Source organism: Desulfatiferula olefinivorans, from assembly GCF_054657895.1.
Map to the genome: position 1 here is coordinate 15922 of NZ_BAAHXV010000007.1, position 22779 is coordinate 38700.

Genomic DNA, 22779 nt, shown 5'->3' on the forward strand with positions numbered 1-22779 from the left:
TTCGAGAATCCCCTGAGAAAAAGGCCTGTAAACGAAGCCAAAATGGTGCCACTCCGAATTTACGGTCAGGTATAGTTTTCATTGAGATCATTCCCGAGACCCATTCAATGCCCGCTCAAGAAAGGCCCTGGATAAACCCACGCGGTGTTCACGTTCTTTTTCAACTTCATCCCAGGGGATGGCCCGGTGCAGAACGGCGGCGACGTTGGAATCATCGGGATTTTCAATCAGCCGGTCCGAAAGATTCAGATCAGACAGAAGATCCCGGGACCGTGCCGGGGTCATGGAATGAGGACAGCCGAGAAAAGGCTTTCGATACACGATGGAAAAAACGGTTCCGTGAAATGAATTCGTCAGGACCAGCGTGGCATGTTTGACCAGCCCCAGAAAAGACCCGGGACCGGCGTCAAGGATCACCCGGTCTGCAACCAGCAGCCATCTGAAGTCGAAAACCAGGGGCAGAACACAGACTATTGGACGGCCTGTCTGTTTTCGCACTGCCTTGACCAAGCGAAGGAACTCCCTGTTTTCACCAAGTTCCATAGGGTAAACCAGGGTATAATCCTCTTCCAGAGAAGGTGTCTCGATGATCGGATCGTAGTCTGAAGCCCCGAGGAGCAAGGTTGGATCGACCACATGTTCAGCGTCTCGTCCGGTCAGTTCAGCGATGATAGCCCGGCCTCGTTTTTCCCGAACCGAAAGATGATGATAGCGGTGAAGATATCTGACGATTGAGGGCTTGAACGATTCAGGAATGTCACTGACACCAAAACTGGGGGCGTAGGAAACAAGGCGGACCTGCTGCGGATCGGCAAACCCCAGATGGTAAACGTGGCCCGGATCATGATCAAGCAGTTTGGGTTGCCACACCTGGTCCGATCCGGTGACCAGAGCGTCACAGGACGGCGGATGTGCAGAAAGCTCCGAAAAACCGGTATACACCTGCTCGGTAAGGGGGATATGATCGTGCAGGAATGAACGAAACGACGCCTCGAACCTCTGGTTCGCCCTGCCATGAACAGCGTTGTAAAACCGACTCAGACGAGCACCGGGATAAGCGGCACGAATGGAAAGACGTCCCCCTGAACGATGACGGGTAAAATTCACAGTTCTGCATCCGTGGCCCAGACGGCGGATCATCCGGTTTAAGGCATACGCCTGGAGAGCGGCCCCATAGTTCAGATGATCATGTATGGTGACAATCCCAACCTCCATCATCACACCAGCCCCATGGCATTGGGATGGAAAATCATGTTGTGGACGAGGGAGAGGCCGGCGGTGGTTTTTCGGTCGTTTTTTTCAAGGCCGGTCGAGGCGAGGTGTCTGAGGTACCAGGCGTAAGCGTCTTTGATGCCCTGGGTGAGGGAGATGCGGGCGGACCAGCCAAGGGCGTCCATGCGACTGACGTCCAGGCGTTTGACCATGGTGCCGTCGGGCCTGGAGGCGTCGAAGACCAGATCCCCTTCAAAGCCCACGATGCTCCGGATACGTTCTGCCAGCTCGAGGATGGTCAGATCTTTCCCGGTTCCCAGGTTGACAAAACAGGGCGCGGGATAGTCGGTCAGTGACTCGCTGACAACGCGGTCTGAAAGATTCATCACATGGATGCAGCCGTCGGCCATATCGTCCACGTGAAGGAACTCCCGTCGGGGGGTTCCGGTGCCCCAGACGGTAACCGAGGGAGCCCCTTCCGTTTTTGCCTCGTGAAACTTCCGGATCAGTGCGGGCAGCACATGGGAGGTTTCAAGGTCGAAATTGTCGTTGGGGCCGTAAAGGTTGGTGGGCATCACGGCGATGAACTGCGTGCCGTATTGCCGGTTATACGCCTCGCACATCTTGATTCCGGAGATCTTGGCGATGGCGTAGGGCTCGTTGGTGGGTTCGAGAAGCCCTGTCAGCAGATGGTCTTCGGTCATGGGCTGGGGGCATGCCCTGGGATAGATACAGGACGAGCCCAGAAAGAGCAGACGCCTGACCCGGTTTTCGTAAGCCCCGTGGATCACGTTGGACTGCATGACCAGGTTGTCGTGGATGAACCGGGCCGGATAGGTGTTGTTGGCGTGAATGCCCCCGACCCTGGCCGCAGCCAGAAACACATGATCCGGCTTTTCCGTGTTGAAAAAGCAGCGGACCGATTCCTGATCCAGAAGATCGATGCGCTCGAAACGCAGCCGTCCTGGGGCATGGACATCCGGTGTCCTTGAATGGCAACTGCCGATCAGGTTCGTGTACCCCTTGGCCAGAAGCTTTCGGACAAGGGCGCTTCCCACCATGCCGGCCGCGCCGGCGATGAAGATTTTGTCTGTTTTGTTCATTGACGGTTCCGTATAAAGATTATCGGACGACTGCGTAAAAACGTTCGAGGTCGCGGCGTGCGAGTCCCGAGTAATGAGGCGCACCTGGGGTACGCCGCAGTGACGAGGGACGAAGCCCGGCGCAGAGATCGGATGTTTTTCGAAGCCGTCATTCATTGTATTGATATACCTGGAACCCCGCCCGATGGCAGAGTTCGTCTTTTTTGGCCTCTTCCAGATCGGCCCGGGTCATCTCCCGGACCAGTTCCTCAAATCCGATTTTGGGTTCCCAGCCCAGATTCTTTTTCGCCTTGGACGGATCACCCAAAAGGGTGTCGACCTCCGTGGGCCGGAAATAACGGGGATCGACACGGACAATGGTCTTGCCGTTGGCCGGATTGACACCGATTTCATCGACACCCGCGCCTTCCCAGACGATGGTGATGCCCAGTTCCCGTGCACAGCATTCCACAAACTCCCTGACCGAATGCTGCTCACCGGTGGCGATCACGTAATCATCCGGGCTGTCCTGCTGGAGCATCATCCACTGCATCCGAACGTAGTCTTTCGCATGACCCCAGTCCCTAAGGGCGTTCAGGTTGCCCAGATAAAGACAGTCCTGCATGCCAAGATAAATCCTCGAAAGGGCCCGGGTGATCTTGCGGGTCACGAAGGTCTCCCCCCGGATGGGGCTTTCATGGTTGAACAGAATCCCGTTGCAGGCGTAAATCCCGTATGCCTCCCTGTAATTGACCGTGATCCAGTAGGCATAGAGCTTGGCGCAGGCGTAGGGTGACCGGGGATAAAACGGCGTGGTCTCGGTCTGGGGTATTTCCTGGACCTTGCCGTAAAGCTCCGAGGTGGACGCCTGATAAAACCGGGTGGTTTTTTCCAGACCCAGGAGACGGATGCCTTCGAGCAGGCGCATGGTCCCCAGGGCGTCGGCGTCCGCCGTGTATTCCGGAGAGTCGAAGGACACCTGAACATGGCTCTGGGCCGCCAGGTTGTAAACCTCGTCGGGCCTGACCAGCTGGAGAATCCGGATCAGGTTGGTGGCGTCGGTCAGATCCCCGTAATGGAGAATCATTTTCCGGCCCGTTTCGTGGGGATCCGCATAAAGATGGTCAATACGGTCGGTGTTCAAAAGCGAGGCCCGGCGTTTGACGCCGTGAACCTCATAGCCCTTTTCAAGCAGCAGTTCCGCAAGGTAGGCCCCGTCCTGGCCTGTGATGCCTGTGATGATCGCTTTTTTCATTGTTTTCCTTTTCACTGTTTTAAAACGCCAGTTTTCGGGCCAGCTTGGCCCAGAACACATACAGGTCCATGATAAAAAAATGAAAGATCAGAACACTGACAAGCGGGGTCAGGACGGCGCCGGCCCAAAGGGTGATGCGCCGTTTTTGGATGCGTTCCCGATCCATCCGGCTGTAGATCACGCCGATTTCGCCGAGAACCGGAATGCCCGTCATCCGGACCAGTTCCTGGGGCTTTCGGACCGTATCGTCCAGGAATTCCGCCGCCGCAGCCGTACCTGCGCCCAGACCCAGTCCGAAAATCAATCCAATGATCATGATCACGATGCGTTTCGGTTTAAAGGGTTTCTCGGGCATCCGGGCCGGGTCGATGAGGGTGAATCGTTCCCCTTTCTGGTCTTTCTCAAGACCGTGGGCCACCTTGGCTTCCATCAGCTTCTGGGTGAGATCGTCGAGTTTTCGGGTATGGTTGGCCTGCTCGGCCAGAAGACTCTTGTACCGGCCTTCGATGTTGGCCGAGGCTCCGATGCGCGATTCGTATTCCCTTTTCTTGGACTGAACGTCCCCGATCTGGCGGAGCAGGGAATCGATTTCCGACCGGGCACCGGAAAGCTGGGCCGCGTAACTGATGTAGGTTGGATTGTCCGGTGTCCGGTTCGCCGTGTCTTCCGAACGTCCTTTTCCCGCATTGAGTTTTTCGGTGAGCCGCCTTATTTCATCACGGGTGTTGATCACATCCGGGTATTCGTCGCTGAATTTGGACGTCAGCGAAATCAACAGCACCTTGAGTTCCTCCAGGCGCCTTGCGTCGCTGTTGAATTCCATGTCCGGCGACATGAGCGAGATCTGGGCTTCCAGGTAGTGCTCCCGTTCCCTCAAGGTTTTCAACCGCTCGACCAGCTGTTCCTGGGTCTTGTCGGCCGAGTCCAGAAGCTGCATGGTGATGGTGGTGTATTCCGGCAGTGACAGGTAATTCTTTTCCTTGAACGCCGATATCTCTTCGTTCAGGCCGAACAGCTCGTCCTTGACCTTGTTGATCTCGTCTTCGAAAAACCGGGTCGTTTCCTCGGTCTGCCGGGTTCTGACCTTGAGATTCTCCTCGAGAAAGAGCGTGGTGAGGGCACTTGTAACGGCATGGACACTGCCGGGCGTTTTCCCCTCGTAGGAGAGCGTGAAGGCGATGGTGGCCACCGTGGCCCGCCCGGTTCGCCTGTCCATGATTTCAGTGCTGATGGTGTTCACATGGATGTCGTCACGCATTTTATCCACAATCTCTTCGGTGGTCCACCGGTCCCGAAGATCCCGGTACAGGCCGTGGGCCTCGATGAGTTTCAAAAGATTGCCGTAACTCATGATCCGCTGTTTGATCATTTCAAGGCGCTGTTCGGCGAAACTGTTGACCGTGGCCATGACGAATTCCTGGGGAATCTCCTGTTCCTCGATAAGAATGGTGGCCGTCGCCCTGTAATGGGAGGGCAGGAGAAAGGCCAGCAAAAGACCGGCCGTCATGATGATGAAAAAGGGAATCAGCAGAGCGGATTTTCTTCTTTTTATAATGGGGACGATGTCTTTGGGATCAAAGGGTGTGGTTGTTTTCCTCAAGCGTACCTCGTTATCTCAGCGATCAATCGCATATGAAATACTACTGAACGACGATCATGTCGCCGCGCTCAAGCAGAATGTTCTGTTTCAGGTTTTTTCCCCGGGCCAGGGCTTCGTAATCGAAAGCGAAAATATAGTCTTTGCCGTCCACGGTTCTGAACACACGGATATTATTTTTGTCGGCAAAGGGATTGAGACCCCGGGCCAGGGCCAGGGCCTGCATGACGGTGATCTGTTCATGGATCAAAAAATTCCCGGGGCTGTTGACCTTGCCCAGTACGTAGATCACCATGCTGCCTGGTTTGATCACCTCCACGGAGACGACGGCGTTTGGCATATACCGTTTGAGGCGACCGACAATCTCCGTCTTGAGCTGGGACACCGTCAGCCCTTCGGCCCGAACGTCTCCGATCAGCGGCAGGGTGATGTTCCCGTCGGGCAGAACCGACGCCTGCCGGGTGAGGGAATCTTCCTTCCACACCGAAATGTGCAAAAGATCTCCGTGGCCGATACGGTAGATGCGCTGACCCGTGACCGATGCGGTAAAAACCGGCGGACCGTCCGGAACAGGGCCCGTCGAAGCGCAGGCCGCAAGCACTGCGGCAAGACAGAATAATACAAGATGTTTCATGGTTGCCTTCTTCACCGTCGGATCATTCATATCCTGATCACCCGTTCGTCCCGACGCGAAGTTTTCCAAGGGTCTCTTCGGCCTCCCGGTATCCATGGTAATCCTTGCCCCCGGCAACGGCCTTTTCAAGGGCTCTGCGGGCGTCATCGCGTTTGTTCTGTTTGAAGAAAACCATGCCCGCGTGGTAGTTGATCACAGGATTGTCGGGCCGATCGGCCAGCACCTTTGCAAGAATATCCGAGGCCTGGTCCACATTCCCCATCTTATAGTGCAGCCAGGCCAGGGTGTCCCGGGCCGCCGGGTCTTCCGGCCGCTTGTCCACCACGCGCCGGGCGTAAGCCATGGCCAGATCCAGATCCCCTTCCTTTTTCGGGTATTCACCCAAAAGAACGGCCAGATTGTTCATGGCGTCCAGATTGTCGGGCATCCGATCCACGACGATCTTGTAAAGATCGATGGCCTTTTCGAATTTCCCGCCGTTTTCGTAAAGCACCGCAAGAAGAATCGAAGCGGGCAGATTGTCGGGATCATCGGCCCGCATGCCCTCGAAGGTGCTGATGGCCGAGGACTGTTTGCCCTGGGCAACGTACAGCCGGGTGAGGTTGAGGTAGGGCTCGTTCCAGGCGGGCTGGAGTTCCGTGGCCCGGAGAAAGGCCTTCTCGGCCGGGGCGTATTGTTTCTGCGCAAGATGAAGGCGACCCAGGATATTCTGAAACAGGGGCTCGTTTTTCTTTTTAGCGATCTGGTCACGACAGATGGCGGCCGCCTTGTCGTAGTGTTTCCCCTCGGCCAGAAGCTTGATCATGGGCGAAAGGACGGTGGGACTGTCCGGGCTGACGGTCAGCGCCGCTTCGAGTTCCGCCCGGGACTTGTCAAGGTTCCCCATGGTTTCATGGACAAGGGCCGTTTTCACATAACCGTGTTCCCGTCCCGGCGCGTTGGTCTTCACATAGGCGTACAGCTCCAGGGCCTTGTCGAATTTCTTTTCGATCAGGTAAAAATCTCCCAAGGCGATCCGGGCATCCAGGTCGTCGGGCAGGTCCCGGACCATGGCGAGCAGTTCCTTTTCGGCCCCGGCCTTGTCCTTGTTCGAAAGATGATAACGGATGAGGACCATCCGGAGATCCCTGGACCCTGGGATGCCGTCAACCCCGCGCCTTATGGCGTCGTAGGCCAGCTCCTTCTGCCCGTTCATCATGTAGGCGCGAATGAGGTTCAGATAACCGTTTTCGAAATCAGGTTTTTCAGCCACCACGGTCCGAAGGTTCGTGATGGCGCCTTCAAAGGCCTCCCGGCCCATCATGATAAGAGCGTCCAGGTAAAGGGCGTCGACGTTCTTCGGACTGGCTGAAAGGACCTGTCGGACATAGGCCTCCGCCGTGTCCTTTTCATTTTTCATCAGGTGGATTTCAGCAAGCCGGTTTTTGACCCGCAACAACCCGGGGTCTGCCTCGTCATCAGTCAGGGTCAGGGCCTTTTCAAGGATCGCAAAGCCCTCGTCCGGTCGGCCGGTGATTTCATAGAGACGACTGAGTGTAAGATGCAGATCGGCACGATCTCCCAGGCGGGCCATGCCTTCCTTGAGAACCGACTCAGCGGACTCGGGCTGTTTCCGGCCCATCAGGAAATCGGCAAGGCGGATGATTTTTTCCGCCTGGACATCCGGCTTGGCGTCGGGATCAAGAGTCTTATACAAAAGGGTTAAGGCCTTGTCTTTCCGGTCCATCCGAAAACAGGCGTCAGCCAGGGCGAACAGATGTTCCTCTTTGTCCGGCTCCAGGCGAATCAGTTCCTCGAGAACCCCTGAGAGTTTTTCCATGTTGTCAAGGCGCTTATAGTGAAGGGCCAAAGCCAGGCGCAGGGTGGTGTTGTCCTTATGGGCCGCGCAGCCGTCTTTGAGCACGGCTTCGGCTTTTTCCATTTCGTTTTTTCGGCTGTAAAGGCCCGATGAAAGAATATACCACTCGGGTTCGAGGGCGCCCTGTGTCTTCAGTTTCTCAAGCAGGGCCTCCGCCTCGCTGAATTTGCTTTCGCTCAGGTCCAGGGACACCTTGAGAAAACGCCCCTGAATGCTGGACGGATCGGCGGTAAGGATATAATCGATGGTTTCCCGGGCCTTGTCGATCTGACGGGCCGCCATGTACAGGCGCCCCAGCTGGATCTTGATGTCCAGGTTGTCGGGGGAAAGGGTTTCCGCCTTGCTCAGGCCCGCGAAGGCCTTCTGGTAATTCCTGTCCGCAAGCTCGGTCAGGCCCAGATAGTAATAGGCGTCGGCATAATTCACGTCGATCTGGATGGCGTTCCTGAATTCAAGCCTGGCACGGGTAAAATCTTTTTCCTCGTAAAGGCGTTTGCCCTTTTCGAGAAAGGCCGCTTTCTTTTCATCGGGACCGCTGCACGAGCAGAGGCCGACAAGAAAGGCTGAAACAATGGCGATACAGGTTTGGAACGATTTGACTTTCATGGATCATCTCCCGTCACGAAAACGCCGTCCCCGGTCACAGGGAACGGACAAGGTATTTCGCCAGCAGGATCACGACCATGCCGTGACTGGCCAGCGACAGATAAACGGTTTTGTCTCTCAGTTCCCCGGCGAGCACCTCGTAGGCGAACAACAGAACCAGGGCTTTGACCGCCACTTTCATGATGCCGGCGTCGACCATCTGGAAATTGATCAGAAGGGGCATGCACAACGTCACGAACAGCACCAGGTAATCATGGGGCGTGGGTTTGAATCCCTTGCGCCGCCGGGTGAATTTGAGGGTCAGAAGCATCAGGACGGTCAGCACGCCGAACAAGGCGTCGTAGCACACCGAAAAACCATGGACGGCCCAGCCGCCCACGCTCCGTTCACCCAGAAACAGCACAAAGGGCACCGTCATATAATAAAGGTAGCGCAGTCCGCCCTGGGTTCTGTCCTTGAGGGGCTTCACAACGATAAACACAAGGGCGAGCAGAGGAAACCCCACACCCAGGGTCAGGGGCACCTCCGGCAGAATCATCGCCGTCACAAGGGTCAGAAACAGAAAAAAAACAATCAACCCTCGGAAGGCCGTTTTGATGAGAAGCTGGCGGTCACGGTAAACCTTCAGCCGTCCGATGATCAGAAAATCAATGAGGCTGTGCCGCCGGTACCGCCACCCTGTGCGGGACGCCGCATCGAAGGCGGCGATCACGATGCCCGCAAAACCCAGGTAGGTAACCAGGAGGTGCCACTCGGAATAAAACCGGAACACATAGGCCAGACTCACGAGGGTGGACTGAAGCAGGTACACCACGAACACCGCTTCCGAATGGGACAGCCCCAGGTCCATCAGCTTGTGATGAAAATGGGATTTGTCCGCCTTGAACGGTGACTGGCCCTTGAGTATCCGCCCGGTCATGACCGTCAGGGTGTCGAGGATAGGAAAACCCAGGAGAATCAAAGGAAAAAGCGGGCTGATCGGTTCACTGGCCTGGCTGACCTGAAGGGACAGAGTCACGGCAAGGAACCCCAGAAGCTGGCTGCCGGTGTCGCCCATGAAGATGCTTGCCGGATGGGTGTTGAACCGAAGGAAGCCGAACACGGCCCCGACCACGGCCAGGGAAAGAACGCTGACCGCCGTCATACCCAGGGTGTAGGCCACGTAGGACAGACAGAGAAAGCAGAGCATGGTGATGCCCCCGGCCAGGCCGTCCAGACCGTCGGCCAGATTCACGGCGTTGGTTACGCCCACGATGACCACGAGCGTCAGGGGCAGCGACAGCCACACCGGCAGCATTCCTTCGCCGGGCAGCAGGTTCCCCGCCGATGCGATACGAAGCCCCCCTGCACCGATCACCACCAGGGCCGCCAGAATCTGGCCGAGAAATTTCACGCCATAGCCCAGGTCTTTAACGTCATCCAGGAAGCCGAACACCACGATCACCGCCGAACCGGCCAGAATGGACCGGATCACCGTCTCGCCCGGAAAGAACATCAGGGCCGACAGAAGAATCCCCGCCGCCATGGCCAGCCCGCCGATTTTCGGAACGGGTTGCGCGTGGACCTTGCGCTCCGCCGGATAGTCCACGGCGTTGAAATTCACCGCCAGACTCTTGAACAATGGAATCAACGACAGGGTGATGAACAGGGAAATCAGTAGGGTGGACAGATAGATCATGCCATGCCTGCAATAAAAGGGTACATCTGCCGCGATTCAACCTGAAACGGCATCCGGTAAAGACAGCTCCGCACGGTCGGTTACATGACCGATGAGATCCGCGAATCAACGTGAGCCGATGTATATCACGGACAACATTACGCAATTATTAATGGGGGATTAGGATTGTGTTACGGCATGCGCCTGTCGTCGAACCACAAAAGCCCATGGATAGCCGACACCGAACGAATCATAAAAACTTAACCAACCCTTAACGTTTTCCAAACAAATCCATTCTATAACCCTCAGGTCAACGGCCCGCACGAACAGCTGATCGACTGAAAAAAGCTGAATATCACATGGATTAAGGAACGCTGCGACGTCTCGAGTGGAACACAGATACGGCAGATCGTCCGGGCCCACCCTAAACCCTGAGGACAGGCACGCCCTGCCGCTCTATATAACAAGGAAGAAATCGACCATGAAACATTTCACCATGCTCATTTTCACCCTGATTTCCTTTGCCCGGCCCATGTCCGAAGCCTGGGCTTACTATATCGAAGTCGATTCCCTTTCCATGGTTCGGAACGGATCGACGGCCCAGCTGGTTTCCGGCGGCAACCGTTATTTAAGCCAGACCTTCACCGTCACCAACACCGGTGACGAAAGCCTCTCGGACGTGGGCGTGGCCTGGATGTTCCTTTATTCGGGCAGCAGGGTCTTTGACTATGACTCTGAGAGCCACACATGGCGGACGGATGTCTCCGTGGGCGGCCGGGATTACGGCGAGCATGCCGTCTCGGTCTACACACGGTCTCCCTTTGAGGACAGCCTGCCCCAGACCTACCTGTCCCTGTCCCGGGACGTCACCGATCTGGGACTGACCGGGTCGGCCTGCTCACGGGGCGGGCTTCTGTCTCTTGACATCGACGAGGCCGACGAGGTTCCGGTGTTCTGGATAGGGGACCTTGATCCGGGTGAAAGCGCCAGCCTGATCTGGTACGCTCTTCAGACCCCGTATCTGTCTCCGGCCACGGGATCGGGCTGGAGTTTCAGCATGCAGAACCGATTCGTGGCCCGCTGTGCCAATGAGGTGCCCCTTGCCGCCGGTCTCTGGTTTCTCGCAAGCGGGTTGGGTCTTCTGACCTTGAAACGGCGACAGCGTGTGATGCATTGATGAACCAATAAATGATCATCAACGGGCGGCCCATGCCGCCTTTTTTTGAAAACATGTTCGGACGTCGGGGCACCGGCGGTGGATTCCGCCTCCCCGTGCCGACGGCCTGTTGGATGAAAGCAGAGCGGAGGTTGGTTATGGACGGCCAGGGCACGGTACAGAAACTGGAACAGGGCACCAGGAAAAAAGACGGGCACACCCGGAAACAGGAGCGCCTTCTTGAATTCCTGAACCATTCCCGGGAAAAGAAATTCACCGGTTACATCAAAATCAATTTCAGCCAGGGCATCATCGGCCGGATTGAAAAATTCGAAGAAATTCTGAAATAAACGCGAGGCACCTCATGAACACACAACGTCAACGATTCACCATCATCCTGCCGGCCCTCTTGCTGCTCATCGCCGTCCTGGGGGCCACCCCGGCCCAGGCTTTTTTCGAGGAAGGGCACCTGATTCTTTCCGTCTACAACGAAAACGACATGGACCTGGGCGTGGACCTGGGCGTGGCCCTGGAACTATCCCAGTCCACGGCGACCAACGTCGTTCTGGCTCCCCCCGGCACCGTGAGTCTCGACAAGTTCGGAGACAATGTGGATGGATGGGATGATTTGAGAGCTGCGGCCTGGGGAAGGGTAATGGACACCCCCACAAATACCTATCAGATGTATATGGCTATGACTGAAACGATGTCCCCGGTTCCGTCGTCTAATCTGGTAATGAATTTTTTTTCACTAACAGCAGACGTTTCTTTAACTGGTTATGGCGACACCAATAACGGTCAACAATTCGCTGTAATTTCATCAACAGATCGGAATTCGTATGACCAAAAATTAAACAGGGCATCTAACGCACCAGGTACTTTTGGAGCTCTACATCCTGCGGGGTCCCATCTTTCCGAAGCCGACCTTGGCACATTGATCACTTCCGGCTATACAGATCTTAACGTTTATTCCTATGATTTATTTAATAATCAAGCAGGGCTTGCCGGTGGCAATCCCCCCAACGCCAAAATCCGCATCATGGCGGACGGCAGCGTGATTCTGAACCCGTCCTCGGCCAACACCATCACCATCACCTCGGCCTCCGCCGATATAAGCGACACCGACGAGGGCAGCGCCGCGCCGATCACCTTTGCGGGGGCCGCCACGGATACCAGCGGCTCTCAACTTGTCTATGCCTGGGCCGAAGCCTCGGGCCGGGCCACGGCCTGGATCAGCCATCCGGCAGACTCACCGGCCTGGACCCTCCGGGTGCCCGATGTGACGGAGGACACCGTGTACACCTTTCACCTGACCGTCTCCGACCACGACGGCAACCAGGCCGTGTCCGATCCGGTCACCGTCACGGTCCGGAACGTCAACCGGGCCCCCGAGGCTGCAGCGGGTGATGACATCACCCTGAACCGGGCCACCGCCGGAGATACCGTGACGATCCAGGGGTCGGCGTCCGACCGCGACGGAGACGCCATAACCATCGCCTGGACCCAGACCGCCGGAACGCCCGTGGCCCTGTCCGGCGCGGACACGGCCACCCCGTCCTTTTCCCTGGCCCAGGTCGATCCGTCAGACAGCATCCTCGGGTTTCAGATCACGGTCACGGATGCCCATGGCGCTCAAGATCAGGCCGGCATGACGGTGACTCTTTTCAGCCCGCCCACGGCCCTGGCCCAGGCCACGCCCCTCGCGGTGGACGAAGTCCATGGCGCCACGGCCCAGGTGGCCCTTGTCGGATCCGGCTCCTCCGATCCGGACAACGATATCGTCTCATTTACCTGGACCGTGGCCGACAGCCTTCCCGGTGTGACCTTCACCCACAGCGATACCGGCAACCCCGACCGGACGGCCCTGATTCCCGAGGTCAGCGCGGACACCGCCCTGACCTTTACCCTCACCGTCACCGACACCCGGGGCAACACGGATTCGGACAGCATCACCGTAACGGTCAGGAACGTCAACCAGGCTCCGGCCATCGCATCCCTCACCTGCCTGCCCGACACCGTTCATGAAAACGCGGCCTTCACCCTTTCCGTTGCGGTCGATGACGACGCGTTCACCGCCGATGAGACCCACGTGGTCTGGACCTTCGCCGGCGATGACACCCCCCTTGCCGATGAGGACGGCGACCCCCTGACCCTAACCGTCACGGCCCCGGATCTTTCCGCCGCTGACGCCCCGTTCCGCCGGGTGACCTACCGGGTCACCGTGATCGACGAGGCCGGAGACGAAGTCACGGGCACCAAAGACGTGGACGTCCATTTCGTCAATCAGCCGCCCGAGGCCCGAATCTCCTGCCCCGGCTGCGCGGACGGATGGACCGAAAACATAGAATCGGGCCTGTCCGTTTCCCTGACAGGTGCGGGAAGCAGCGACCCGGACAGCACACCCCTCCATGACGACATCGAAACCTATCACTGGATACTGCGTGATGCCACGGGTCAATCCCTGGACGAGGCAAGCTCAGGCATTCCGGAATACAGCCTTTTGGCGCCCCAGAGCGCCGGTGAGTACACCCTGACCCTCACCGTCACGGACCGGGCCGGAGAAACCTCAAGAACCTCCCTGACCCTTTCCGTCGTCAACACCGCCGGACCCAATCCGGTCATAACCGCCGGAAGCAGGGTCTACGAACGGCAGACCCTTTCCCTGTCCGGCGACCAGAGCACCGATGCCGACGGTGAGGGCATGGAGAGCATAATGACCTGGTCCTGGTCCTGCGTGCCCGATATCGGCGGGGTCTTCTCGGACACCGCAGCCCTCAGCCCCACCTTCACGGCTCCGTCCGTGGATGCGGACACCCCGGTCACCATCGTCCTGACCCTGACCGGAACCAACGGAATCCAGGCCGGCCGAAGCCATGCACTGACCATCGCGGACAACCGCCTTCCCACGCCGCCTTCGATCAACCACCCCCGCCACGACCCACTGGCCGGGACTTTTTCTCCGGGCAACGGGGAAGTGAGCTCCCTTTTCCCCACCGTGTCGGTCAATCCCGCAACGGATGCCGACGGCCACAGCCTGACCTATCGGTTTCAACTGGCCGCCGATGCCGCCATGACCCGCATTCTGGCGGAACGAAGCGGCCTGGTCCGGGAAGGCACCACGGTAAGATGGGCCCTCTCGGCCCAGGATTTTATCGTTCAGCGAGGCAGTCTTGCTGATCACACGGTTTACTATTTCAGAGCGTCGGCCGATGACGGCATCAGCCTCCCCGATGAACGCCTCTGGTCGGAAACCGCCGCCTTCTTCGTGAATACGGACAATGATGCGCCCGAACTTCCGGAACTGTCGGCGGCCTATTCGCCCCGGCTCGACGCGGTGATCCGGACCATCACCCCGTCATTCGCCCTCCCCCCGGCCCAGGACGCGGACCGTGATGTTCTCTCCTATGAATTTGAAATCCGGACAACCATGGGCCATCTGTTCCTGCCGTCCTTCCCTGAAGACATCGTCCCGGCAGAAAACCGTGTCACCTGGACCCCCGACTGGACGGGACTTGCCCTTGAACTCGATGACAACACCGTCTACCTGTGGCGTGTCAGGTCCCTGGACGACGAAGGCCTTGGCAGTGGATGGCAGGACATTCCCTTTACGGTGAATATCGCCGATGAAAGCCCGCTTCCCCCCGCCATCCGGACCCCGGCCCGGGGCTCGGAAGTGTTGACCCGGACCCCCACCCTCACGGTGGTGAACGCCGTGGACCATGATCCGGGAGACACGGCGTCCTATTATTTTGAAATCACGGCCCGGGGGGATGCAGAAGGCTGTGAGGAACGCTTCACCCTGTGCGACGATCTGGGCGGATGCACCCTCTTCGAATCCGGCGCCGTCAACGAGGGATCTGTGGACCCCGAACTTCCCGACGACGGCATCTGGTCCGGCCTGGACGACGGGGAAGGCTTACAGGATGACGGTTGGGACTTCCCGGTCTCCGACGGAACCACGTCATTTACCGTCCCCCTGCACCAGCCCGGGCTGCCCCTCGCCGACAACAGTCCCTACTGCTGGCGGGTCCAGGCCCGGGACGAAGGCGGTCTTGCCGGCCCCTGGACCTACGGCGACTTTTTCGTGAATCTTGAAAACGATCCGCCCCAGGCTCCGGAGATCCTGGCCCCCGAACACCAGGGCCGCGTGACCGTCGCGCGCCCCACCTTAAACGTATCTCCGGCCACGGACCCGGACCGTGACATGCTTTCCTATGAATTCGAACTTTACGAACATGCGTCGGAAGGAGCCCCTCTCCACACAGCAACGACTGACCAGTGCCACTGGACCCTGCCCGAGGCCGTAAGGCCGGGGGTCACCTATGCCTGGCGGGTCCGTGCGTTGGATCAGGACTCCCAGGGCCCCTGGACGACCTGGGCCGAGTTCCGGTATTTCCCCATCTACCCGCCGGCTCCGCTGATCAGCAGTCCGGCCAACGGCAACGCGGTCAACACTCTTTCACCGACTCTGTCCGTTCTCAATCCCGATGGTGTGGAAGGCGACGACCTTGACTACGTGTTCGAACTGTATGCCGACAGCCGCCTTTCCTCCTGGGTGGCCCGGGCCCGCATTCCCCAGGGCGAAACCGTGACAACCTGGTCCCTGGACTCGGACAGTACCCTGTGGAACGACGACGTCTATGACAATCACCTGCTGATCGACGGCTCGGCCTATTACTGGCGCGTCGGGACCTGTAACGGGTCGAACGACGTCGAGGACGGGGCATGGATGACCACGGCACGTTTCGTCGTCAGACTGGACGCCAAGGTTCTTGACGTAAAAGTGGAATCGGCCGCGCCGGTGTCCGCCAATGCCCAGGGGGATCAGTATGTGACGGTCAGCGACCCGGAAAGCCCCGTCTACGGTGTAAGCCTTCGGATTCCGCCGAATGCTGTCGATGAGGACCGGACCATCACCATCGGCTTCGTGACCAACTCGGTGTCCCTGCCCTCGAAGGTGGTCTCCCTTTCACGGGTGATCGGCTTGTCGCCTCCGGGTCTTTCCTTCGGACGGAGTGTGGAGCTGACCCTTCCCTGGAATGTCGAGGGACTGCCCGCCGGCGTGGTGGAAAATGCAGAAACCGTGGTTCTTTATCTGTATGATCCCGAAAACGGGACCTGGGAGACGGTGCAGGAAGTTCCCATCACATCGGTCAAGGGAAGCACCATCACCTTCACGCTCAATCACTTCTCCCACTATGCGGTGGGAATCCCGATCAAGGGGTCGGAATCGTCCGACGATGATCCCGACCCGGCGGCCGGCTCCGACGATGACGACGATCCGGGCTGCTTCATCGGCGTTCTGCGCCGCTGAAAACCGTTTACCATGGGACAGGGGCAACCGGCACGATGTTTCCCCCTCTGAAACTGGCATAAACCGCCCCTGCCCCATGGTTTTTTCTTCCCCCGGCCCTTGCCGGGGGCCTGTTCAAATCGCGTGTTCCCCTTTCCATGGGGCACGGGCAGACAAGACATACGCCTCTCCGCGATGCCGCCCGTGTTCCATGGATTTTTTTTATCCTGGCACATGTCGGATTTTCCCATCCAATCGTAGGGGCGGCCTGCGGTCGCCCTTGATCGTATGACGGCGACGGGCCGGGCAATGGCCATCACAACCCCTGGCCCTGCGCCCTCTGTCATCTGTCTGGTTTCGTGCCTCAACCCGACCCGCGATGGTCGGTCGCATGGGCGAAACGGTGGAGAGGAGGGGGGCTGCATTTTTCATGGGGGTGTTGTGGGGCGGTTTGGGGATGGGCGCACGCCGTGCGCCCCTGCATGCCATAAAAAAACACCGCCTCACCGCTGTCAGGAAAGACAAGGCAGCGCGTGCCCGTTTTTTCTTCGTGGACCTTCGTGTCCTTCAGTGAGGCAGCGAACGGGTGGTCACATTCACGCCGGACGGCAGGCGGGATTCGTTCCTGATCCCGCGGGCGGTCGATTTTTCGGGCGGTGGTGAGGGTGATTTTTTCGTGGGATCGACCGGTGGCATGACGATGGTTCCATGGTGTTTGGCTGGCGCACAATCCTAGGGGCGGCCTGCGGCCGCCCTTGATCGCATGACGACGGCGGGCCGGGCAATGACCATCACAGGGGGCGGAACGCCCCCCATCATTTCACAACCGTTTTGGCGGCGTTGTTCTCGTCGATGCGGGTTTTGTACTGCTGGACCATTTTTTCCATTTCGACCTTGCGGAGCTGGGTCAGGGGTTCGGTGACGGAAATCACGTTCAGCAGGCCCTTGTTCTGGTACATGTCCACCAGTTCTTCGTTGATGGTGCACAGCCGGGCGTTGTGTTCGCCGCAGGTGTCGAGTTTGTTACGGGTGCGCTTGAGTTCGTAATCCGTTTCCTTGAGATTTCGGGAAAGGTCGGCGATGGCCAGATCCCGGGCTTCGACCTCCTGGACCTTTTCTTTGTAACGGGCAATGATCTCGTCCCGGACGGCCTTGATCTTTTCGATACGGTCATTGAGTTCCGCGATGGTCTTGTCCTTGTCCTCGAGCTTTTTCACCCAGTTTTCCTCCAGGTGTTCCTTTTCGCTCACAAGACGCTGATTATCCTCCCGGGCCTCGGCCAGCTTGGCCTCCATGCCCCGCAACAGGCCTTCCAGGGATTGTTTGCTGCGCAAAAGGCCCTGGCTCAGGGTTTTTTCCTGCTGGTATTTTTTCTCGGTCTGGGCCAGACGACCCCGGGTATCGGCCAGGTCGGCGGCGAGCCGGTTCCGTTCGGCGTATAGGGCATAGAACGCATAAATCACCCCGGCCAGGGCAAGGACGATTCCCACCGTCATCAGCCGGGTTTTAAGTTTCCTGTTCATCAACAATGATTTCATGGCTTATCCTGTCCTTTCTCGTATTCAGTCGCCGATTTTTATGGCGCCAGGGCTGACTTGTAACGGGCATAGGCCGCGTCACCCCAATCCTCGAGCCTGCCGTTCTTGAGAATCAGGGGCGTGCATTCCTCGGCCGTGGCGTACCCGTCGTCAATGCGGGTCCTCGTGTAGTAGAAGAATATATCCATGTCCGCCTCGTCACGGGTGACATCACGGCCGTAAAGATCGGGCATGCCCATGATCCGGTAAATCTCTTCCCGGTCCATGCCCCGCTCCAGCCGATCCAGGTTGTACCGGTTCCGGGCGTCCTCGATGTCGGAAGCAAGGGGCTCGGACTGAGGGTTCCAGGCCAGCGTTTTCGTGTCGTGATTCCAGAAAAATGGGCATCCGCAGAGCCCTACCGACAAAAGGATTAGAAGCAGAATGATCCTGAAATTATCCATGATGGTGTCCTTTCCGTTAAAACGATGCGTTCACATCCACCTGACACTGATCGATGGACAACTGTGGACCATTGATTTCATTGGATGTGATCCACTGGGCCGTCAGCCAGACATTTTTCAACAGCCCGAATTCCCCCTTGAGATTCCATCCCCTTGCATTGGTGCCGCCCATGTGAAAATCCGAATCGGTGAAGGCGTCAAGCACCGCGTCGGCTCCCACATGCCGATAGGCGAAGGCCCACTGCCACTGACCGAAATCCCTGACCTTGGTATGGCCCACCATAAGCTCGGCCTTGTAACCCGTGGTGTCGTCCGGGGGGTTTTCGACTCCGGTGCGGGCACGGATCTCGTCCTTGTCGAATCCGAGGTTCAAAACCGCCTGGGCGGTGAACATCACATGCACCGGATAATACCAGGCGCAGTCCACGTAGGCCGTCAGATCCGCAAGCCGGAAATCCGAGGCCAGACCCGGCGTGAACTCGGACGAATCGGCGGAAATGTTGATCAGGGTATTACCCTTCTGCTGGAACAGGGGCGAGGTCCAGTCATAAAGCTCCGGGTAGGCCGGACTGTTCACCGTACCCTTGATGTTCTCGTAATGGTAGTAGGCCGAGGTCAGCACAAAGGCCAGGTCCCGGGAGGGCCGGTATTCGAACCCCATCTGACCGCCGAACAGCCATTTGTCCGAGTACCATTCCTCTTCCTGGAGTGGGTAGGCCCCCACGGTCAGAATGGGAGAGACACTGCCGGTCCGGCGTTTGTCGTAGGTGACGGCAAGACCCTCGAACCCCAGGTCGCTGTCGAAAATCAGATCGGTGCCCACGTAGGGCGAGGGGAAACGGCCCATCCGGATGATCAGTTCGGGCCGGGTCGGCATGGGCTGAAGTTTCAGATAGGCCAGGTCGAAAAGAATGCTGTCTTTGTTCAGGTAATCCCCCAACGTCTCGTTGGTGGACACCGGGTTGCCCGAACTGCCGGTGGCCAGCCGGACCGTCAGGTCGGCCTGCTTGTTGATTTCGGCAGTCAGACCGATGCGGGCCCGCATGCGGAACCGGTTCTGGGTTTCCAGAGTATTGATGAGTGCCGTTGGGTCCTGGGGATTGATGATCAGGTTGTTCTCCTCATTGTAGAACACCCCTTCATAGCGGAAACGGACATCCCCGGACAGGCGAATCCGGCGGCTCCATTCGGGAACGGACAAATGCATGCGATCCAGCCAGTTCCGGTCGTCGATCCGCATGTCCCGTTGAAGTTCCTCCTTGACCGATTCCCTGATTCTGTCCAGCAGCTGAACCGACAGCCGTTTTTCGAGCAGATCGAGTTCCTCCGGGGTCAGTCGGGGTTCACGGACATCGGCCGCGCCTTCGACGGCCTGCACGACGGGCTCCGCCGTTTCTTCAGCCAGTGCCCCACCGGGGGCGAGGACTGTCCAGCCGATCATTCCCAGGACGGCCATAACGGCCCCCTTCTGTTTCCATCCCTTGAACGTCTTTAGCCACATAGTTGCGCGTATCTCCTTGTCATCACCCATCAGGCCCTGCCTTTGGACGTAATTCTGAATTTAAGGGCCCGGGGCATGTCGAGGGGCGGCATTTCTTCGATCGCCGCCGTGGCCAGGGCCTTCATGATGGCCCGGTCCATCCGTTCGTCGCCGGACGAGGCGAGCAGGGCGTAATCCACCACCTTTCCCGTATCGTCGATCACGACCTTGACCAGGGCCTTGAGTTCCGTTTCGGGAAGCCCCCCGTTTTTTTCCAGATAGTTCCGGACCGTATCGCTGATTTCCTTCTGGATCATGGCCGTGTACCAGTGAAACCGGCCGTCACCGCCACCCACCAGGGAATGGCCGCCTTTTTTGGCCTTGAGCCCGAAATCATCGCTGCCTGTGGCATCCGAATCCAGGCCCAGAAGATCATCCACGGATTTGCCCTCGTCGTCGGGGGCGTCCTCCGGCTGGTCCTGGTCCGGTTCCGGTTCCGGCTCAATGATCTCTTCTTTCTTCATTTCCGGCTCCGGAGGTTTTTCCTTGATTTCCGGCGGCGGAGGCGGTTTCAGAAGGGTCACCATGCGGGCCCTCTCCCGCCTATCCCCGCCGTCATCGGACATGATCAGCGCAACGATGCCCGCGATGAAGAGCAGGGCCACCAGAATGACCAGGGGAATAACGATCTTCGCCAGGTTTTTCGAAGCGGCACGGGTGTCGTCGTCATACCTGTCGCTCATGGACGCCTCCCGCCTGTCACTTGACCAGCTTCTGGGTCACCAGACCCAGTTGCGTGATTTCAAGCTTCTGCATGATATCCAGCACGGAAATCACCTTCTGGTAATAAATCTTTTCATCGCCCTTGATAACCACCGGCAGCTCCGGATCGGCGGCCCGGTACTGGGCCAGCTGGGTTTCCAGTTCGGCAAGGCTCACCGGATAGGCATCCAGGTAGATCTGGCCGTTTTCATGGATGGTGACGGACTTGGTCTTGGGCTTGACCAGGCTGGGCGTATTGCTGGCCTTGGGCAGATTGACCTTGATGCCCTGGACCGCCGCCGTGATGGCGATGATGAACACAACCAGAAGGGTCCAGGCCAGGTCCAGCAGCGGCGTCACGTTGATGTCATTGAAGCTTTCCAGTTGAAAAAAATCCCGTTTCATCGTTCACCTCCGAACATCCGGTTGACCTGGAGCGTCAACTCGTCCACATACACGTTCAGATCGATGGTGGTCTGTCTGATCCGCGTGCTCAGGTAGTTGTAACCGAACAGGGCCGGGATGGCCACGATCAGGCCGAACACCGTGGTGGACAAAGCCGAGGCCACGCCCGGAGCGATGGCCATGATGTTGGCCTCGCCCGCTTCGGCCATGGCGGCGAAGGTGTTCATAACCCCCCAGACCGTACCCAGAAGGCCGAGAAAGGGCCCGCCGGAAATGGACATGGTCAGAACCGTCATCCAGTCGTTCATCCGAACGGTTTCATCGATCAGGCCCTTTTCCAGGCCGGACTTGAACTGCTCGATCTGGTGGGAGGACAAGGGAGCCGCCGTGTCACCCTTTCCCACCCAGGGTTCGAGAATATCCATCCCGGTATTGTAAATCCGGAGCAAAGACCCGTACTGGCCTTCCATGGCCCGGGCGGCGAAGAGGGTGCTGTCGTCCCGGCTTGACGTGGCCGATCGGAAAAAACGGTTTTCTTTGGTCATCATGTGAAAGGTGATGCCCTTGATCACGATCACGGCCCCGCTCATCACACCTAAGACCATCAGGATCACGATGATCAGCCAGCCGTCCAGGGTGATGTTTTTGAACACCGTGCCCAGGTAGAAAATCGGACTGCCGCCGCCCTCGTTCATCATTTCCTCACCCAAAGACAGGCAGGGGCGGTCCTGGCCCTGAATGGCGAAGTCCAGGCGGATCCGGTCGGCGGACAGCGCCGTTGAATAGAGCCTCAACTCATCCAGCTCGCCGGTGAAAAACCGGTCACCCTCAAGGGAGGCCCCCACGGCCATGTCGCCATTGAAGACGGGCAGTTTCTGATTGAGGTTCACCCAGTCGATGCGGATGCCGTCCACATGGATGGCGATGACGCCGTCCGGGCTGCCGGTCACGGCCACGGGATGCCAGGAGCCCGGAGACAGCCCGGCGGTTTTTTCCGTGCTGATCACCCGGCCGTCGGCCAGGGTCACCGTGCAATAGAGTTCGGCCTGGGCGATGGCGATGACGAGATCCGCCTGATCCCCTTTGCGTTCGAACAGCACCGCGTCCTCGAGAAAGGTGGGAATCTTCACCCAGGCGGACACCGTGAACCCCCCGGACATGTCCAGGGACGGATGGGACCTTATGACCATCTGATCGCTGAGGCCGTTGAAGGACAGCCCGTTGCCGATGACGCCGGGCAGGCCCTGGCCCCCGGAAAAACGGTCGACCGGTACGGAAAGCATCGAGCTGTCGGCGGGCAGTCCCCGGGATTCGGTAAAATGAAAAACCGCGGCGTCACTGCCGAAGGTGCCCCGGGCATCCCCGCCGCCCATGGCTTTTTTGTTGCCGTAATACATCCATAAATAATCGAGGCCCGAATTGCCGGAGACCCTGGGCAGACGCACCCAGGCGGCGCCGATTTCCCCCAGGCCGTCGTAACTGTCCAGATGATGGCTTAGCACCGTCTTGTCGTCGGCCATGACAAAGCGGATATCCTCACCGTTTTCCAGGGCATTGGTGAAATTCATGTTGCCCGGATGGAGCCGGACCAGAACCGGCACCTCGCTTAGGTTGCTCTGGATGTCCGCCCCCGAGGGGGTGGTGTCCAGGGTGATTTTTTTCCGATACTGGAAATCCTCGTTCCACCAGCCTTCCCCGGCGAAAACCACCGAACCCAAGGCCGGGATCAGGCATGCCGCCAAAAGGAGTCTCACAAGCCGCCCCACCGTTTTTTCAACACGTGTCCGTATCCGCATCATTC

At 58.3% G+C, this 22779-nt stretch carries 16 protein-coding genes; 3 read left to right on the plus strand and 13 right to left on the minus strand.

All coding sequences use genetic code 11. The annotated features are described in order from the left end of the window. Positions 1-87 precede the first annotated feature (87 nt). The 7 genes from ACYQ11_RS07135 to ACYQ11_RS07165 form a co-directional block, all read right to left on the minus strand. The gene (locus ACYQ11_RS07135; protein ID WP_459923194.1) at positions 88-1218 is read right to left on the minus strand and encodes a polysaccharide pyruvyl transferase family protein; all 1131 of its coding nucleotides are present in this window, start codon (positions 1216-1218) and stop codon (positions 88-90) included. Then, positions 1218-2315, minus strand: a complete 1098-nt coding sequence (locus ACYQ11_RS07140) for a GDP-L-fucose synthase family protein (RefSeq protein ID WP_459923076.1) — start codon at positions 2313-2315, stop codon at positions 1218-1220. The genes ACYQ11_RS07135 and ACYQ11_RS07140 overlap by 1 nt, the downstream gene beginning before the upstream one ends. 148 nt (positions 2316-2463) lie before the next feature. Beyond that, entirely contained in the window at positions 2464-3549 is a 1086-nt protein-coding gene (gmd, locus tag ACYQ11_RS07145; protein WP_459923077.1) for a GDP-mannose 4,6-dehydratase, read from the minus strand. A gap of 19 nt (positions 3550-3568) precedes the next feature. Next, on the minus strand, positions 3569-5149 hold the full coding sequence (locus tag ACYQ11_RS07150; protein WP_459923078.1) for a GumC family protein: 1581 nt from the start codon (positions 5147-5149) through the stop codon (positions 3569-3571). A gap of 40 nt (positions 5150-5189) precedes the next feature. Then, positions 5190-5780 carry a polysaccharide biosynthesis/export family protein gene (locus ACYQ11_RS07155; RefSeq protein ID WP_459923079.1) on the minus strand — a complete coding sequence of 197 codons (591 nt, stop codon included), beginning with the start codon at positions 5778-5780 and terminating at the stop codon, positions 5190-5192. Between the two features lie 37 nt (positions 5781-5817). Next, positions 5818-8244, minus strand: a complete 2427-nt coding sequence (locus ACYQ11_RS07160) for a tetratricopeptide repeat protein (RefSeq protein WP_459923080.1) — start codon at positions 8242-8244, stop codon at positions 5818-5820. 34 nt (positions 8245-8278) lie between these two features. After that, positions 8279-9922 carry a glycosyltransferase family 4 protein gene (locus ACYQ11_RS07165; RefSeq protein WP_459923081.1) on the minus strand — a complete coding sequence of 548 codons (1644 nt, stop codon included), beginning with the start codon at positions 9920-9922 and terminating at the stop codon, positions 8279-8281. 460 nt (positions 9923-10382) lie between these two features. Between ACYQ11_RS07165 and ACYQ11_RS07170 the strand changes: the two genes are divergently transcribed. The 3 genes from ACYQ11_RS07170 (at position 10383) to ACYQ11_RS07180 (ending at position 16371) form a co-directional block, all read left to right on the plus strand. Next, positions 10383-11078: a VPLPA-CTERM sorting domain-containing protein gene (locus ACYQ11_RS07170; RefSeq protein ID WP_459923082.1), complete on the plus strand. Its 696-nt coding sequence runs from the start codon at positions 10383-10385 to the stop codon at positions 11076-11078. A gap of 137 nt (positions 11079-11215) precedes the next feature. Next, positions 11216-11407, plus strand: coding sequence for a hypothetical protein (locus tag ACYQ11_RS07175; protein WP_459923083.1), 192 nt, complete (start codon positions 11216-11218; stop codon positions 11405-11407). A 14-nt stretch (positions 11408-11421) separates the two neighbouring features. After that, positions 11422-16371 (plus strand): PKD domain-containing protein, encoded by a 4950-nt coding sequence (locus ACYQ11_RS07180; RefSeq protein WP_459923084.1) that lies wholly within the window; start codon positions 11422-11424, stop codon positions 16369-16371. A gap of 794 nt (positions 16372-17165) precedes the next feature. Here ACYQ11_RS07180 and ACYQ11_RS07185 read toward each other — a convergent pair. From ACYQ11_RS07185 to ACYQ11_RS07210, 6 genes are read right to left on the minus strand one after another with little or no spacing between them, the layout of a single operon-like run. Next, positions 17166-17888, minus strand: coding sequence for a hypothetical protein (locus ACYQ11_RS07185; protein ID WP_459923085.1), 723 nt, complete (start codon positions 17886-17888; stop codon positions 17166-17168). Between the two features lie 38 nt (positions 17889-17926). After that, positions 17927-18331, minus strand: a complete 405-nt coding sequence (locus ACYQ11_RS07190; RefSeq protein WP_459923086.1) for a DUF3192 domain-containing protein — start codon at positions 18329-18331, stop codon at positions 17927-17929. A gap of 16 nt (positions 18332-18347) precedes the next feature. Then, positions 18348-19832: a putative porin gene (locus ACYQ11_RS07195; protein ID WP_459923087.1), complete on the minus strand. Its 1485-nt coding sequence runs from the start codon at positions 19830-19832 to the stop codon at positions 18348-18350. 29 nt (positions 19833-19861) lie between these two features. Beyond that, on the minus strand, positions 19862-20554 hold the full coding sequence (locus tag ACYQ11_RS07200) for a TonB C-terminal domain-containing protein (RefSeq protein ID WP_459923088.1): 693 nt from the start codon (positions 20552-20554) through the stop codon (positions 19862-19864). 16 nt (positions 20555-20570) lie between these two features. Beyond that, positions 20571-20978, minus strand: coding sequence for an ExbD/TolR family protein (locus ACYQ11_RS07205; RefSeq protein WP_459923089.1), 408 nt, complete (start codon positions 20976-20978; stop codon positions 20571-20573). Then, positions 20975-22777, minus strand: coding sequence for a DUF2341 domain-containing protein (locus ACYQ11_RS07210; RefSeq protein ID WP_459923090.1), 1803 nt, complete (start codon positions 22775-22777; stop codon positions 20975-20977). Before ACYQ11_RS07210 ends, ACYQ11_RS07205 begins: the two co-directional genes overlap by 4 nt. Between the last annotated feature and the right edge of the window lie 2 nt (positions 22778-22779).